General features: G+C 66.3%; 10 protein-coding genes. 1 reads left to right on the top strand and 9 read right to left on the bottom strand.

Annotation, left to right across the window (positions count from 1 at the left end; all coding sequences use genetic code 11):
- Positions 1-92: 92 nt before the first annotated feature.
- Positions 93-548 (top strand): CopD family protein, encoded by a 456-nt coding sequence (locus ACZLHH_RS06610; protein WP_032128333.1) that lies wholly within the window; start codon positions 93-95, stop codon positions 546-548.
- A 329-nt stretch (positions 549-877) separates the two neighbouring features.
- On the opposite strand, the gene ACZLHH_RS06615 is transcribed toward ACZLHH_RS06610, so the two are convergent.
- The 9 genes from ACZLHH_RS06615 to bamA all read right to left on the bottom strand — a co-directional run bounded on the left by ACZLHH_RS06615 (position 878) and on the right by bamA (position 13644).
- Positions 878-1837, bottom strand: a complete 960-nt coding sequence (locus ACZLHH_RS06615) for an acetyl-CoA carboxylase carboxyltransferase subunit alpha (protein ID WP_180844854.1) — start codon at positions 1835-1837, stop codon at positions 878-880.
- A 113-nt stretch (positions 1838-1950) separates the two neighbouring features.
- Complete coding sequence (locus ACZLHH_RS06620; RefSeq protein ID WP_154262897.1) at positions 1951-2820, bottom strand: hypothetical protein; 870 nt, start codon at positions 2818-2820, stop codon at positions 1951-1953.
- Positions 2821-2884: 64 nt separating this feature from the next.
- On the bottom strand, positions 2885-6478 hold the full coding sequence (gene dnaE / locus ACZLHH_RS06625; protein ID WP_107433366.1) for a DNA polymerase III subunit alpha: 3594 nt from the start codon (positions 6476-6478) through the stop codon (positions 2885-2887).
- A gap of 218 nt (positions 6479-6696) precedes the next feature.
- A complete protein-coding gene (locus ACZLHH_RS06630) occupies positions 6697-7365 on the bottom strand; it encodes a ribonuclease HII (protein ID WP_049461544.1) in 669 nt (222 codons plus the stop codon).
- A complete protein-coding gene (gene lpxB / locus ACZLHH_RS06635) occupies positions 7362-8564 on the bottom strand; it encodes a lipid-A-disaccharide synthase (protein ID WP_100437555.1) in 1203 nt (400 codons plus the stop codon). The genes ACZLHH_RS06630 and lpxB overlap by 4 nt, the downstream gene beginning before the upstream one ends.
- Positions 8565-8617: 53 nt before the next feature.
- Positions 8618-9409 carry an acyl-ACP--UDP-N-acetylglucosamine O-acyltransferase gene (gene lpxA / locus ACZLHH_RS06640; protein ID WP_071228447.1) on the bottom strand — a complete coding sequence of 264 codons (792 nt, stop codon included), beginning with the start codon at positions 9407-9409 and terminating at the stop codon, positions 8618-8620.
- A gap of 16 nt (positions 9410-9425) precedes the next feature.
- Positions 9426-9884 (bottom strand): 3-hydroxyacyl-ACP dehydratase FabZ, encoded by a 459-nt coding sequence (gene fabZ, locus ACZLHH_RS06645; RefSeq protein WP_005408737.1) that lies wholly within the window; start codon positions 9882-9884, stop codon positions 9426-9428.
- Positions 9881-10903, bottom strand: coding sequence for a UDP-3-O-(3-hydroxymyristoyl)glucosamine N-acyltransferase (gene lpxD / locus ACZLHH_RS06650; RefSeq protein ID WP_010486339.1), 1023 nt, complete (start codon positions 10901-10903; stop codon positions 9881-9883). Before lpxD ends, fabZ begins: the two co-directional genes overlap by 4 nt.
- A gap of 377 nt (positions 10904-11280) precedes the next feature.
- Entirely contained in the window at positions 11281-13644 is a 2364-nt protein-coding gene (bamA, locus tag ACZLHH_RS06655; RefSeq protein WP_180844856.1) for an outer membrane protein assembly factor BamA, read from the bottom strand.
- Positions 13645-13683: the final 39 nt, after the last annotated feature.

The following is a 13683-nucleotide window of genomic DNA, read 5'->3' on the forward strand; positions in this document are numbered from 1 at the left end:
GCGTCGATGTGTCGCGGCGTGCGTGCCTGCGGCGGCCTTGTCACGGCATGCGAGAATGGCCGCCAACCTACGCCAGCCACCGGAGCGAGCGCATGCAGAGCTATTACTGGGTCAAGACCTTCCACATCGTGTTCGTGGTGGCGTGGATGGCCACGGTGTTCTATCTGCCGCGCATCCTGGTGAACCTGGCCGAGACCGCTGGCCAGCCGGCGGTGACCGAGCGCCTGCAGCTGATGGGCCTGCGCCTGTACCGTTTCGGCCACTCGATGTTCGGCCTGGCGTTCCTGCTGGGCCTGGTGCTGTGGCTGGGCTACAAGGTCATTCCGGATTTCCCGACGATGGTTGCCTCGGGCGGCGCCGGTTGGCTGCATGCCAAGCTGGGGCTGGTGGTGCTGCTGCTGGTGTACTTCAGCTGGATCGGGCGCCTGCTCAAGGGCGTGGCCAAGGGCAGGGCGCTGCCGTCGTCGCGCGCGCTGCGCTGGATCAATGAGATCCCGCTGCTGGCCTTCATCCCGATCGTGTGGCTGGTGCTGGCCAAGCCATTCTGAGATCCCGCTATCCGTAGAGCCATGCTTGGCTCTACGGGTTCGCGTGATTCTTCGCCAAAGCAGAGGCATCCACGCGTGGCGTGGATCTACTGGTGCAGCTGTGGCTTTTGATGTTCAGGTCCGCCATGAGCGAGCCGAGCATCGCAGGTGAAACAGGGGCGAAGAGGCGCTGATGTCCTGTAGTGCCGACTGCTAGTCGGCTGACTTCTGCGCGCCGTCCCCTGATTCACCGAGAAGCGCAGGGAACCGGTGCAAGGCACCGGCTCGCGTTCGGCGGCGTGTTCTTTGGTTACTTTCTTGCACGAGCAAGAAAGTAACAAGCCGATGAATCAGGCCGCTTCGTACGTTCCGTAGCTGCGCAGGCGGGCGTAGCGCTGTTCCAGCAGCTGCTCGGTGGACAGCTTGTCCAGCGCGTCCAGTTCGTTCAGCAGCACCGCCTTCAGGCGCTTGGCCATCTGCGTCGGGTTGCGGTGGGCGCCACCGGTCGGCTCGCGCACGACCTTGTCGACCAGGCCCAGGCTCTTCAGGCGCGGGGCGGTCAGGCCCAGCTGTTCGGCGGCATCCTTGGCCTTGCCGGCGTCCTTCCACAGGATCGAGGCGCAGCCTTCCGGGGTGATGGTCGAGTACACCGAGTACTCCAGCATCACGGTGCGGTCGCCCACGCCCAGCGCCAGCGCGCCGCCGGAGCCACCTTCGCCGATCACGGTGCAGATGATCGGCACCTTCAGTTCGGCCATCTCGATCAGGTTGCGTGCGATCGCTTCGGACTGGCCACGCGATTCGGCATCGATGCCCGGCCAGGCGCCGGCGGTGTCGATCAGGGTCAGCACCGGCAGGCCGAAGCGCTCGGCCATCTTCATCAGGCGCAGGGCCTTGCGGTAGCCCTCCGGCTTGGGCATGCCGAAGTTGCGCTTGATCTTTTCCTTGGTGTCACGGCCCTTCTGGTGGCCGATCACCATCACCGCACGGCCGTTGATGCGTGCCAGGCCGCCCATGATCGCCTTGTCGTCGGCGAAGGCACGGTCGCCGGCCAGCTCCTGGAACTCATCGAACATGACGCGGAGGTAGTCTGCGGTGTACGGACGCGACGGATGACGGGCCAGCTGCAGCACCTGCCACGAGGTCAGGTTGCGGAAGATCTGCGCGGTGCGCAGGCGCAGCTTGTCCTGCAGCGCGTGCACTTCCGCCTCGACATTGACCGCCGGCCCGGCACTGGCGTTGCGCAGTTCCTGGATCTTGGCTTCCAGGTCGGCGATGGGTTGCTCGAAGTCGAGGTAGTTCGGATTCATCGGAAGCCGTCGTGTAAAGAAGAGGGGAATTCTAGCCGAATGCGTGCAAACCACCCGTACGCCTTCGTCTGGAAGGCGACGGTAGCGCAGCCGGGCAGGGGGCGCCAGTCAGCTCAGGGCACCACCAGGGCGCTGCGGCCCATCAGCTGGCTGCGCTGGGAAACGAAGTCGTTGTAGGCCTCGTTGGCCTCCCGGCCCAGCCCGCTGCCCAGGGTGGCGGTGGCCGAGGTGAAGGCCATCTGCGCGGCGAAGTCCTGCTTGCGCAGGGCCTTCTGTTCATCGGCGGTGGTGGCCTTCAGCCAGCGCGCATAGACCTCACGCAGCGGCGCGGCATGCGCCTCGAAGGCCGGCACCAGCGCCGGCAGGCTGGCCGGGGCCGGTTCCAGGCTGAACGCCGGGGCCACGTAGCCGGCCGGCTGCTCGCGCTTGAACGCACCGGGCTCTCCCATGCCTTCTTCCACGTAAGCGATGAAGTCCGGCGCGGTGAACACCTTGGCCACGATCTGGCCACCACTGGCGTCGACGTGGGCCACCACCTTTTCCTTCGGGAAGGGCTCGCGCACGCCGTAGGTCCAGGTCTTGTCGATGAACAGGTCGTGGCGCTTCTCGAACGGGCCTTCGAAGTCGACGCCGCCCAGCTCGATGCCGGCCTTGCCGGTGCCGAAGTTCTTCAGCTTGCTCTCGTCGGTGACGTAGATCTCGCGGGCGATCACGTACTCGCTCAGGGTCGGGTTGATCAGGCCACCACGACCGTCGACGTAGACGATGAAGCGCACGTCGCCGAGCTTTTCGGTGTGCAGGCGATGTTCGCCGACGGCCAGCGAAATCGGGCGCGAGCCCTGTGCGGCCACCGGCAGGTCCTTGCCATCGATGCTCAGTGCCAGCGGCGTGTCGGTCGGGTTGTCGATCTGGAACTCGACCTTCGAGGGCGAACAGGCGGCCAGGGCCAGCGCGGCGGCGAACGGGAACAGCAGGGTCTTCATCGGCAATCGTCCTTGATACATGGAACGGGAAAGCAGGGGGGTCAGCAAAACCAGGGAGCCAGCTTCAGCTGGCCCACGGCGGGCTGTAGCGCACCTTCAGGGTGCGCACGGCCGGGTCGGCGCGCAGCGCCTCCATCAGCTTGGAATCGATGCGTACCGCGCTCTGCCCGGACACATCGAGCATGCCGGCGACGCCGCCGTGCGGCCCCTTCAGCAGCAGGTCCAGGCGCAGCGGCGTGCGGCCGGGGCGATGGCGGTCGAGCAGGGCGTCGATGCGCTCCCAGACCGGGCGCTGCTGGCGCAGGTCCAGGCGCAGCGAGAGCCGGGTGGCGTAGTTGGCGCAGACTTCGTCGAAGTCCCAGCACTGGCGGATGCGCAGCGCGAAGCCGCCGTTGAACTCGTCCTCGCGCAGGCCACCTTTGACCACCAGGATGCGGTCCTTGGTCATCAGGTGGCCGAACTCGGCCATCGCGTCGGAGAATGCGCTGCACTCGACGCGGCCGCGGCCATCCTCGAGCTGGATGAAGATCTGGCTCTCGCCCTTGCGGCGCACGCCGACCACCTGGCCGGCCAGCACGGTCTGTACTTCCGGGCGCCAGCGCTTCTCGCCGCCGCCGCCGCCGCCGCCACTGTTGGCGCTCCAGATCTTCTCCACCGAGCCCAGGTCGTTGCCGACCAGGTCGCGCACATCGTCGCGCCAGGGATCGAACGGGTGGCCGCTGAGGTAGAAGCCCAGCGTGTCGCGCTCGCCGTTCAGGCGCTGCAGCAGCGGCCATTCCTCGGCTTCAGGCAGATCCAGCTGGATCGTGGTCGCGCTCGGGTCGGGGCCGCCGAACAGCGAGTTCTGCCCGGACGCACGTTCGCGCGCCATCTGGTCGGTGGCCTTGATCACTTCCGGCAGCTGCAGCATCAGCGAGGCGCGGTTATGCCCGAGCTCATCCAGTGCGCCGCAGTTGATCATCGCTTCCAGCGTGCGCCGGTTGAGCTTGGCCGATCCGACGCGGGTGCAGAAGTCGAGCAGGTCCTTGTAGTCGCCACCCTTCAGGCGCTCGTCCACCACCGCTTCGCAGGCACCCTGGCCGACGCCCTTGATCGCGCCCAGACCGTACTGGATGGTGTCCGGGGTGACGGCTTCGAACATGAAGGCGGAGTGGTTCACCTTCGGCGGCAGCACGGTCAGGCCGAGGTTGCGCACTTCGTCCAGGAAGCCGACCACCTTCTCGGTATTGTCCAGGTCCGAGGACAGCGTGGCCGCCATGAACTCGGCCGGGTAGTGGCGCTTCAGCCACGCGGTCTGGTAGCTGACCAGTGCATAGGCAGCGGCGTGCGACTTGTTGAAGCCGTAACCGGCGAACTTCTCCATCAGGTCGAAGATCGCATCGGCCTTGGCTTCGTCCACACCGTCCTTGGCCGCACCTTCGCGGAAGATCTCGCGGTGCTTGGCCATTTCGGCCGGCACCTTCTTGCCCATCGCGCGGCGCAGCAGGTCGGCGCCGCCCAGCGAGTAGCCGCCGACGATCTGCGCCATCTGCATCACCTGCTCCTGATACACCATGATGCCGTAGGTGTCCTTCAGGATCGCTTCGGTGCGCGGATCGGGATAGATGATTTCTTCCTGGCCGTGCTTACGCGCGTTGAAGGACGGAATCAGGTCCATCGGGCCGGGGCGGTACAGCGACACCAGCGCGATCAGGTCTTCGAAACGGTCGGGGCGCGCGTCCTTCAGCAGGCGGCGCATGCCCGAGGATTCGAACTGAAACACCGCGCCGGTATTGCCGTTGGCGAAGATGTCCTTGTAGGTGGGCGTGTCGTCCAGCGGGATCGCGGCGATGTCCACCGGCGGAATGCCGGCGCGCTCATGGCGCTTGTTGATCGCCTTCACCGCCCAGTCGATGATGGTCAGCGTGCGCAGGCCGAGGAAGTCGAACTTCACCAGGCCCACTTCTTCCACGTCGTTCTTGTCGAACTGGGTGACCGGGTTCTTGCCGAGGCCGTTCTCGTCGTGTTCGGCGTACAGCGGGCAGAACTCGCTCAGCGGTTCGGGCCCGATCACCACGCCACCGGCGTGCTTGCCGGCGTTGCGGGTCAGGTCTTCCAGCTGCAGCGCCAGATCGATCAGGTCGCGGACATCGTCCTCGGTCTCGTAGCGCTGGATCAGTTCGGCCGACGCCATTTCCGAGCTCGGGCCTTCCTTGCCCTTGCCCAGCGCATCCTTCAGGTGGATGCCGAGGATGTTCGGGATCAGCTTGGAGACGCCGTCGACCAGGCCGTACGGGAAACCGAGCACGCGGCCGGAGTCGCGCACCACCGCCTTGGCGGCCATGGTGCCGTAGGTGATGATCTGGCTGACGCGCTCGCGCCCGTACTTGCGCGCGACGTAGTCGATCACCTCGTCGCGGCGGTCCATGCAGAAGTCGATGTCGAAGTCGGGCATCGACACGCGTTCCGGATTGAGGAAGCGCTCGAACAGCAGGTTGTACGGCAGCGGGTCCAGATCGGTGATCTTCAGCGCCCAGGCCACCAGCGAACCGGCACCCGAACCACGGCCGGGGCCGATCGGAATGCCCTGGTTCTTGCCCCACTGGATGAAGTCGGCCACGATCAGGAAGTAGCCCGGGAAGCCCATCTTGATGATGGTGTTGAGCTCGAACTCCAGGCGCTCGAAATACTCTTCGCGGGTCTTGCCCGGCGCCAGTGGATTCTTCTCCAGGCGCTCTTCCAGGCCATCGCGCGACATCTTCTGGATCCAGGTGTCCAGGGTCTCGTCGTCCGGCACCGGGTAGTTGGGCAGGAAGTAGGTGCCCAGCCGCATCTCGATGTTGCAGCGCTCGGCCAGCGCCAGCGTGTTGTCGATCGCATCGGGGATGTCGGCGAACAGCGCGCACATCTCCTCGGCCGACTTCAGGTACTGCTGGTCGCTGTATTCGCGCGGGCGCTTGGGGTCGTCCAGCACGCGGCCGGTGGAAATGCACACGCGCGCTTCGTGCGCGCTGAAATCCGTCGGCGACAGGAAGCGTACGTCGTTGCTGGCCACCACCGGCAGGCCACGCTGGCCGGCGGCCATCAGCGCGAACTGGTTGAAGGTTTCTTCGCCCTCGCGGCCGGTGCGGGTCAGCTCCAGGTGCAGGCCGTCGCCGAACACGCGTTGCCAGTCGGCCAGCTGCTGCTCGGCCAGTTCATGCTTGCCGTCCAACGCCAGGCGCCCGGCCAGGCTCTGCCGGCCGGCCAGCGCGAACAGGTTGGCATTGCCGGCCTTCAACCAGTCCGGGTGCACGGCCACGCCGCCTTCCGGACGATGACCTTCCATCCAGGCGCGGGTCAGCAGCCGCGACAGGCTCAGGTAGCCCTCACGGTCGCGGCACAGCAGGGTCATCCGCCACGGGTCCTGGCCTTCCTCGGCGATCAGTACATCGGCGCCGGCGATCGGCTTGATGCCCACGCCTTCGGCGGCCTTGTAGAACTTGACCAGGGCGAACAGGTTGTTGAGGTCGGTCACCGCCAGCGCGGGCAGGCCGAGCTCGACCGAGCGCGACAGCAGGTTGGCCTGCTTGGCCTTCTTCGGGTCCGCCTGGTCGGGCTTGGCCGGCACGCGGATGGTCGAGTCCGCCAGCGAGAACTCGGTGTGGACGTGGAGATGTACGAAGCGGGAGTTGGACATGCCGGACCAGGTTGGAGCGCGCGGGCCCCGGGTGCTGACGGAAGATCGTCGCCGGGGTCGGGATGCGCTGGAGTGCCCGGTCAGGGTAGCGAGGGCAGGGGGAAGCGACAAGGACTTGACGGTGCGCCGATTGCGCGAATGTCGCCGGGCATGGCCCGGCGCCAGCGGAGGCGTTCACATTGCCGTGAAAGCGCCGGACGATACCCGGCAGCCGTTGTTCAAGCGATGGCTGTGATCGCGGGGGCTGGCGCCGTTTCCAGGCACTCGCGCACCGGGGCGAAGCTGCGCCGGTGCTCCACGCAGGGGCCGTGCTCGCGCAGGGCGGCCAGGTGGGCCGGGGTGCCGTAGCCCTTGTGCTGCTCGAAGCCGTACTGCGGATGGCGGGCATGCACCTCCTGCATGTAGCGGTCGCGCGAGACCTTGGCCAGGATCGAGGCGGCCATGATCGCGCGGTCGATGCCATCGCCGCCGACCAGCGCCTGCGCCGGCAGTACCAGACCCTTGGGCACCACGTTGCCATCGATGCGCGCGAAGCCGGCCACGTGGGCGACCGCTGCGACCACGTCGCGCATGCCCTGCAGGGTGGCCTGGTAGATGTTCAGACGGTCGATGGTGTCCACGTCCACCAGCACCACATGCCAGGCCAGGGCGCGCTCGATGATGCGGTCATGCAGCTGCTCGCGGCGCGCCGCGGTCAGCTGCTTGGAATCGTCCAGGCCGTTGATGCGCGGCCGTGCCGGGTCGAACACCACGGCCGCCACCGCGACCGGCCCGGCCAGCGGGCCACGACCGGCTTCGTCGACGCCGGCGACCAGGCGCTCCGGCTCGACCACCGCCGCGCCATCGAACAGGGTCAGGCTGGCCGCTGCGGCGTGGCGGCGGCTCATGCCTGGGCCTGGTCGCGCATCAGCAGTTCGCCGACGGCGTCGGCGGCACGTGCCGACGCATTGCGGCGCAGGCGCTCATGCAGGCGGGCATAGGTGTCCTGCAGGTCGGTCACCCGCTGCGGGTGGTCGAACCATTGCTGGATGGCCGCAGCCAGCTTGTCCGGCGTGCAGTCATGCTGCATCAGCTCCGGTGCCAGGTCCTGGCCGGCCAGGATGTTGGGCAGGGCGAAGCGGTCGACCTTGATCAGGCCGAATGCCTTGACCAGACGGTAGGTCAGCTCGTTGACACGGTAGCCGACCACCATCGGCCGCTTCACCAGCATCGCCTCCAGGGTCGCGGTACCGGACGCCAGCACCACCACGTCAGCCGCGATCATGGCGTTGCGCGCCTGGCCGTCGAGCACATGCGAGTATGCGACCGGCAGCGCCGAGCGCGACAGCTGCTCTTCGATCAGCCGCTTGCATGCGGGGTTGGCGGCAGGCACCACCACGTGCAGGCCGGGGATGCGCTCGGAGACCTGCCAGGCGGCTTCGAAGAAGGGTTCACCGAGGCGCGAGATTTCGCCCAGGCGGCTGCCTGGCAACACTGCCAGCACCTTGGCCGACGTCGGCAGGCCAAGCGCGGCGCGCGCTTCCTCGCGGTTGCCCTGCAGGGGGATGTCATCGGCCATCGGATGGCCAACGAAGCGTGCGTCGATGCCGTGCTTGGCATAGATCGGGGGTTCCATCGGGAACAGGCACAGCACCAGGTCAGCGCTGCTGCCGATCTTCTCGGCGCGCTTCTCGCGCCAGGCCCAGACCGAGGGGCTCACGTAATGCACGGTGCGCACGCCGCGCTGCTTCAGCCAGCGTTCGATGCCCAGGTTGAAGTCGGGCGCGTCGATGCCGATGAACACGTCCGGTTGCCATTCCAGCGCACGCTGGCGGAACGCGGAACGCAGCTTGAGCAGGCGTGGCAGGTGGCGCAGTACTTCGGTCAGGCCCATCACCGCCAGCTCGCTGGCATCGTGCCAGGTCAGGCAGCCGGCGCTGCGCATGGCATCGCCACCGATGCCGGCGAATTCGGCATTCGGAAAGCGTGCCTTCAGCTCGCGCACCAGGCCCGCACCCAGCAGATCACCGGAGGCCTCACCGGCCACCAGTGCGATCCGCAATGGGCGCTCGCTGAGCACCCGCTGCGCGGGGACGCTGCCGGCCATCGAGGCCAGCGGAATCACGGCGGCGCCGGCCGGCGCCTGGCCGGTCGTGCTGCTCATCGCAGCAAGGGCCTCTCGGCGTGCTCGATGAAGTCCAGCATGGCCTTCACGTCATCGCTGTCGCGTGCCTGTTCGGTCAGCTGCACCTTGGCTTCGGCCAGTGGCAGGCCCGCCACGTACAGCGTGCGGTAGGCACGCTTGATGGCGGAAATGCGCTCGGTGTCGAAGCCGCGGCGTTTCAGGCCTTCGCTGTTGATGCCGCGCGGGCGGCCCAACGAATCGGTGCCGACCATGGTGAACGGCGGAACATCGCCATTGGTCAGCGCGCCCATGCCGAGGAAGGCATGCGCGCCGATCCGGCAGAACTGGTGGGCCCCGGCGAAGCCGCTGATGATCACGTAGTCACCCACGGTCACGTGGCCGGCCAGGGTGGTGTTGTTGGAGAACACGCAGAAGTTGCCGACATGGCAGTCATGCGCCACGTGCGTGTAGGCCAGCATCCAGTTGTCGTCGCCGATGGTGGTGATGCCGCCGCCGCCGCCGGTGCCACGGTTCAGCGTGACGAACTCGCGGAACACATTGCGGTCGCCGATCACCAGCTCGGTGCGCTCCCCTGCATACTTCTTGTCCTGCGGTTCGCCACCGACGGCTGCGTGGCCGATGAAGCGGTTGTCGCGGCCGATCTTCGTCGGGCCGTGGATGCTGCAGTGGGGGCCGATCACCGTGCCGGCACCGATTTCCACATCGGCCCCGATCAGGGTGAACGCGCCCACCTGGACGTCATCGGCCAGGCGCGCGGCCGGATCGATGACGGCGGTCGGGTGGATCCGCGGTGCGTTGTCAGTCATTCCTGCCTCCAGTGGATCAGCCCTTGGCGCCGGCGCACATGACTTCGGCCGAGGCAACGACTTCACCGTTGACCTTGGCTTCGCCGTAGTACCAGCCCATGTTGCGGATCAGGCGCTTCATCTGCACATCCAGCATCAGCACGTCGCCGGGAACGACCTGCTTGTTGAAGCGGGCATTTTCCACCTTGACCATGTAGAACAGCTTGGACTGCGCATCGCGGCCGAGCGTCAGCTGGGTCATCACGCCACCGGCCTGCGCCAGCGCTTCGATGATCAGCACGCCGGGCATGATCGGGCGGCCTGGGAAGTGGCCCTGGAAGAACGGCTCGTTGATGCTGACGTTCTTCTGCGCAAGGATGCGCTTGGCGTCGATGTCGAGCTCAAGCACCCGGTCCACCAGCAGGAACGGGTAGCGGTGCGGGAGCAGTTCCTGGATCTGGCAGACGTCGATCGGAAGCTGCAGCGTGTCGTTCATTCTTTCTCCTTGCCAGCAGCCAGGACGCGGCGAGCCAATGCGTCCAGCTGCTTGAAGCGCGCGGCGTTCTTGCGCCACGTGCGGTTGTCGGTCAACGGGGTGCCGGACGAGTACTCGCCCGGCTCATGGATGGAATTGCGAACCACCGACTTGCCGGTGATCACGACCTTGTCGCAGATCTCGAGGTGGCCGACCACGCCAACGTGGCCGCCGAGCAGGCAGTAGCGGCCGATCTTGGCGCTGCCGGCGATGCCGGTGCAGCCGGCGATGGCCGAGTGCGCACCGATCTGCACGTTGTGCGCGATCTGCACCAGGTTGTCCAGGCGCACGTCTTCGTCCAGCACGGTGTCTTCCAGCGCACCACGGTCGACGCAGGTGTTGGCGCCGATCTCGCAGTCATCGCCGATGCGCACACCGCCGAGCTGCGGCACCTTGATCCACTTGCCGGCGTCCATGGCCAGGCCGAAGCCATCGGCGCCGAGCACGGCACCGGGATGCACACGAACCCGCTTGCCGAGCTTGACCCGCGTGACCAGGGTGACCCGCGCGATCAGTTCGCAGCCGTTGTCCAGGCTGCAGTCTTCGCCGATCACGCTGCCAGTGCCGATGATGCAGTTTTCGCCGACCACGCTGCGTGCGCCGACGGAGACGAACGGGCCGATATGCGCGCTGGCGGCGACCTGCGCGCTGGGATCGATGACGGCGCTGGGGTGGATGCCCGGCGGGCGCGTCGGCGCGATGTCGAACAGCGCGGCGATCTTGGCGAAGGTGGTGTACGGGTCCTTGGCCACGAGCGCGGCGCCGGGGGCGGCCTCGGCGTCGTCGGCACGCAGGACTACCAGCGAGGCCTGGCTGTCGGCCAGTTGGGCGCGGTAGCGCGGGTTGGCGAGGAAGGTCAGCTGGCCAGGACCGGCATGGGCGAGGGTGGCCACGCCATGGATGGCGGTGGCGGGGTCGCCATGGACCTGCAGGCCGAACTGCTCGGCGAGTTGCTGGGCGGTGTAGGTGGGAGTATTCACGGCGGGAGTTTAACGTGTGACGGCATTGCGGTCATGCGGGGTCAAAAGCGGCGCCTGCCTGATGTCCCGGGGTGATGGCGCAGGGGGCTGCCCAGGACACGCCGTAAACCCATCCCTGGGGGCTCGATGGCGCCATCCATGGCGCCAACGGTCCTGGTCAGCCCCCTGCGCCATCACCAGATGATTTCACGCGAGCGCGGGAAGTAACGGCGGCGGCGAGCAAGTAAAACGAAAACGCCGGGCAGAGCCCGGCGCTTCGCATCCCGTCTGGTGGAGAGCCCCCCTTCTGTTAAGGGGGGCGCGCCAGCGGCGCGGGGGATAGGTGAAATGCGCGGGCAATTCACCGGAGGTGGATCAGTTCTGAGGAACGACGTTCCTCAGAACTGGCCACCGAACGTGAATTGCAGACGTTCGATCTTGTCATCGTCTTCCTTCTTCAGCGGGAAGGCGTAGCTGATCGAGATCGGGCCGACCGGGGCGCGCCACAGCAGGGCCACACCGGTGGACACGCGCAGTTCGTTGGCCTTGAAGTTGTCCACGCCGGTGTAGACGTTGCCGAAGTCGACGAAGGCCGACACGCGTGCCGACGGGCTGTCGAACAGGCGCGGGAAGTAGGCTTCGACCGAACCGACGGTCTTCAGCGAACCACCCAGCGGCTGGCCTTCCGGATAACCGCGGGTCACTTCGCGCGGGCCGAGGGTGTTGTCCTCGAAGCCGCGCACCGAGTTGGTGCCACCGGCGTAGAAGTTCTCGTAGAACGGCAGGCCCTTGGCTGTGACCGAACGCAGGTTGCCGGCCTCGTCAGGCACCATCGCGGTCTTGTCGCTGCCATAGCTGTCGCCGTAACCCACTTCGGCGCGGGTGTTGATGACCAGCGACGGCATGATCGGCCAGTACTTGCTGATCTGGTAGTTCAGCTTGTAGTACTCGATGGTCGAGCCCGGCAGCGTCGTTTCCAGGCCAACGCGCTGATAGGTACCACGGGTCGGCATGAAGTAGTCGTTGCGCGAGTCGCGTGCCCAGCCCAGCTCCGTGCGCCATGCATGGAAGGTCTTGCTGCCCAGTACGTTGATGTAGTCGATGATCGACTGCGGCGTCGAGCCTGGGTAGGTGGTGATCTGGTTGCTGTCGATGCCGAACATCAGCGAGACGGTATCGGTCTCGGTGATCGGCACGCCGAACACCACCTGCGCCGAACCATTGGTGCTGTTGTACTGCGCGGTGTTGAAGTCGGAGTAATCCAGTTCGCGCCAGGACAGGTTGTAGCCCAGCGACACACCGTCATCGGTGAAGTACGGGTTGGTGTAGCTGAAGCCGTAGCGCTGCAGGTAGCTGCTGCGCGAGGCTTCGACCGACACGCGGTTGCCGCCGCCGAGGAAGTTGTTCTGCGACAGCTGCACCGAGGTGGTCATGCCGTAGGACTGCGAGTAGCCCAGGCCGAACACGAAGCTGCCGGACGTGGTTTCCTTGACGTTGTAGACGACGTCGACCTGGTCGTTGCTGCCGCTCACAGCCGGGGTTTCAACGTCCACCGACTCGAAGTAGCCCAGGCGCTGCAGGCGGATCTTGGAGCGGTCGATCGCGGCCTGCGAGTACCAGCTGTTCTCGAACTGGCGCATTTCGCGACGCATCACTTCGTCGGACGTACGCGTGTTGCCACGGAACAGGATGCGACGCACCGATACGCGCGGGCCGGGCACGACCTGCATGTTGATCGCCACGGTCTGCTCGGGGCGGTTGGTGGTCGGGATCGGGTTCACCTTGGCGAACGCGTAGCCGATGTTGGACAGCGAGTTGGTGATGGTGTCCGAGCTGAATTCCAGCAGCGCACGCGAGAACGTGTCGCCGGACTTCTGGATCACCATGCGCTCGACGTCCTCCTGCGGAAGGATCGTGTCGCCGCTGACCTTGATCTCGGAGATCTTGTACTGCGCACCTTCGGTCACGCCGGCGGTGAGGAACATGTCGCGCTTGTCGGGGCTGATCGACACCTGGGTCGAATCAATGCTGAAGTCGACATAGCCGCGGTCGAGGTACCAGGAATTGAGCTTTTCCAGGTCGCCGGACAGCTTTTCCTTGGAGTACTGGTCGTCACGGCGGTACCACGATGCCCAGTTGTGCTCCTTGGACTCCCAGGTCTCCAGGATGTCCTTGCTCTCGAACTTCTCGGTGCCGACCAGGTTGACGTGACGGATCTTGGCCGCCTTGCCTTCCTTGATGGCGATCGCGATGTCCACGCGGTTGCGGTCCAGCGGGCTCACCGTCGGGGTGATCTCGACGTTGTACTTGCCGCGGTCGTTGTACTGGCGGCGCAGTTCCTGGGTCACGCGGTCCAGGCTCAGGCGATCGAAGGTGCCGCCCTCGGTCAGGCCGATGTCGGACAGGCCCTTGAGCAGCTGCTCGGACTTGATGTCCTTGTTGCCGGTCACGGTCAGCTTGTTGATCGCCGGGCGTTCCTTGACGGTCACCACCAGGATGCTGCCCTGGCGGTCCAGCTGCACGTCTTCGAAGAAGCCGGTCTTGTACAGGGCGCGGATGGTCTCGCCGACCTTGTTGTCGGTGACCGTCTCGCCACGCTCCACCGGCAGGTAGGTGAATACCGTGCCCGAGCTGATGCGCTGCAGGCCATCCACGCGGATGTCGCTGACAGTGAAGGGCTCGGCTGCCTGGGCCAGGGCGGGAGCGCCGGTGACGGCGGCGAGGGCGAGGGCCAGCAGGCGGCGATTGGGGAGTCGCGTCATGTCACGTCCGGTAGGAAGGTCGATTTCATTGGTGCGGGA

It is taken from the genome of Stenotrophomonas sp. 28608_Sma (assembly GCF_056486185.1).

Coding starts and splice junctions, on each gene's coding strand:
- ACZLHH_RS06630 (WP_049461544.1), bottom strand. CDS start 7,365: ATGAGCCGCCGCCACGCCGCAGCGGCCAGCCTGACCCTGTTCGATGGC.
- ACZLHH_RS06610 (WP_032128333.1), top strand. CDS start 93: ATGCAGAGCTATTACTGGGTCAAGACCTTCCACATCGTGTTCGTGGTG.
- ACZLHH_RS06615 (WP_180844854.1), bottom strand. CDS start 1,837: ATGAATCCGAACTACCTCGACTTCGAGCAACCCATCGCCGACCTGGAA.
- fabZ (WP_005408737.1), bottom strand. CDS start 9,884: ATGAACGACACGCTGCAGCTTCCGATCGACGTCTGCCAGATCCAGGAA.
- dnaE (WP_107433366.1), bottom strand. CDS start 6,478: ATGTCCAACTCCCGCTTCGTACATCTCCACGTCCACACCGAGTTCTCG.
- lpxB (WP_100437555.1), bottom strand. CDS start 8,564: ATGGCCGGCAGCGTCCCCGCGCAGCGGGTGCTCAGCGAGCGCCCATTG.
- ACZLHH_RS06620 (WP_154262897.1), bottom strand. CDS start 2,820: ATGAAGACCCTGCTGTTCCCGTTCGCCGCCGCGCTGGCCCTGGCCGCC.
- lpxA (WP_071228447.1), bottom strand. CDS start 9,409: ATGACTGACAACGCACCGCGGATCCACCCGACCGCCGTCATCGATCCG.
- bamA (WP_180844856.1), bottom strand. CDS start 13,644: ATGACGCGACTCCCCAATCGCCGCCTGCTGGCCCTCGCCCTCGCCGCC.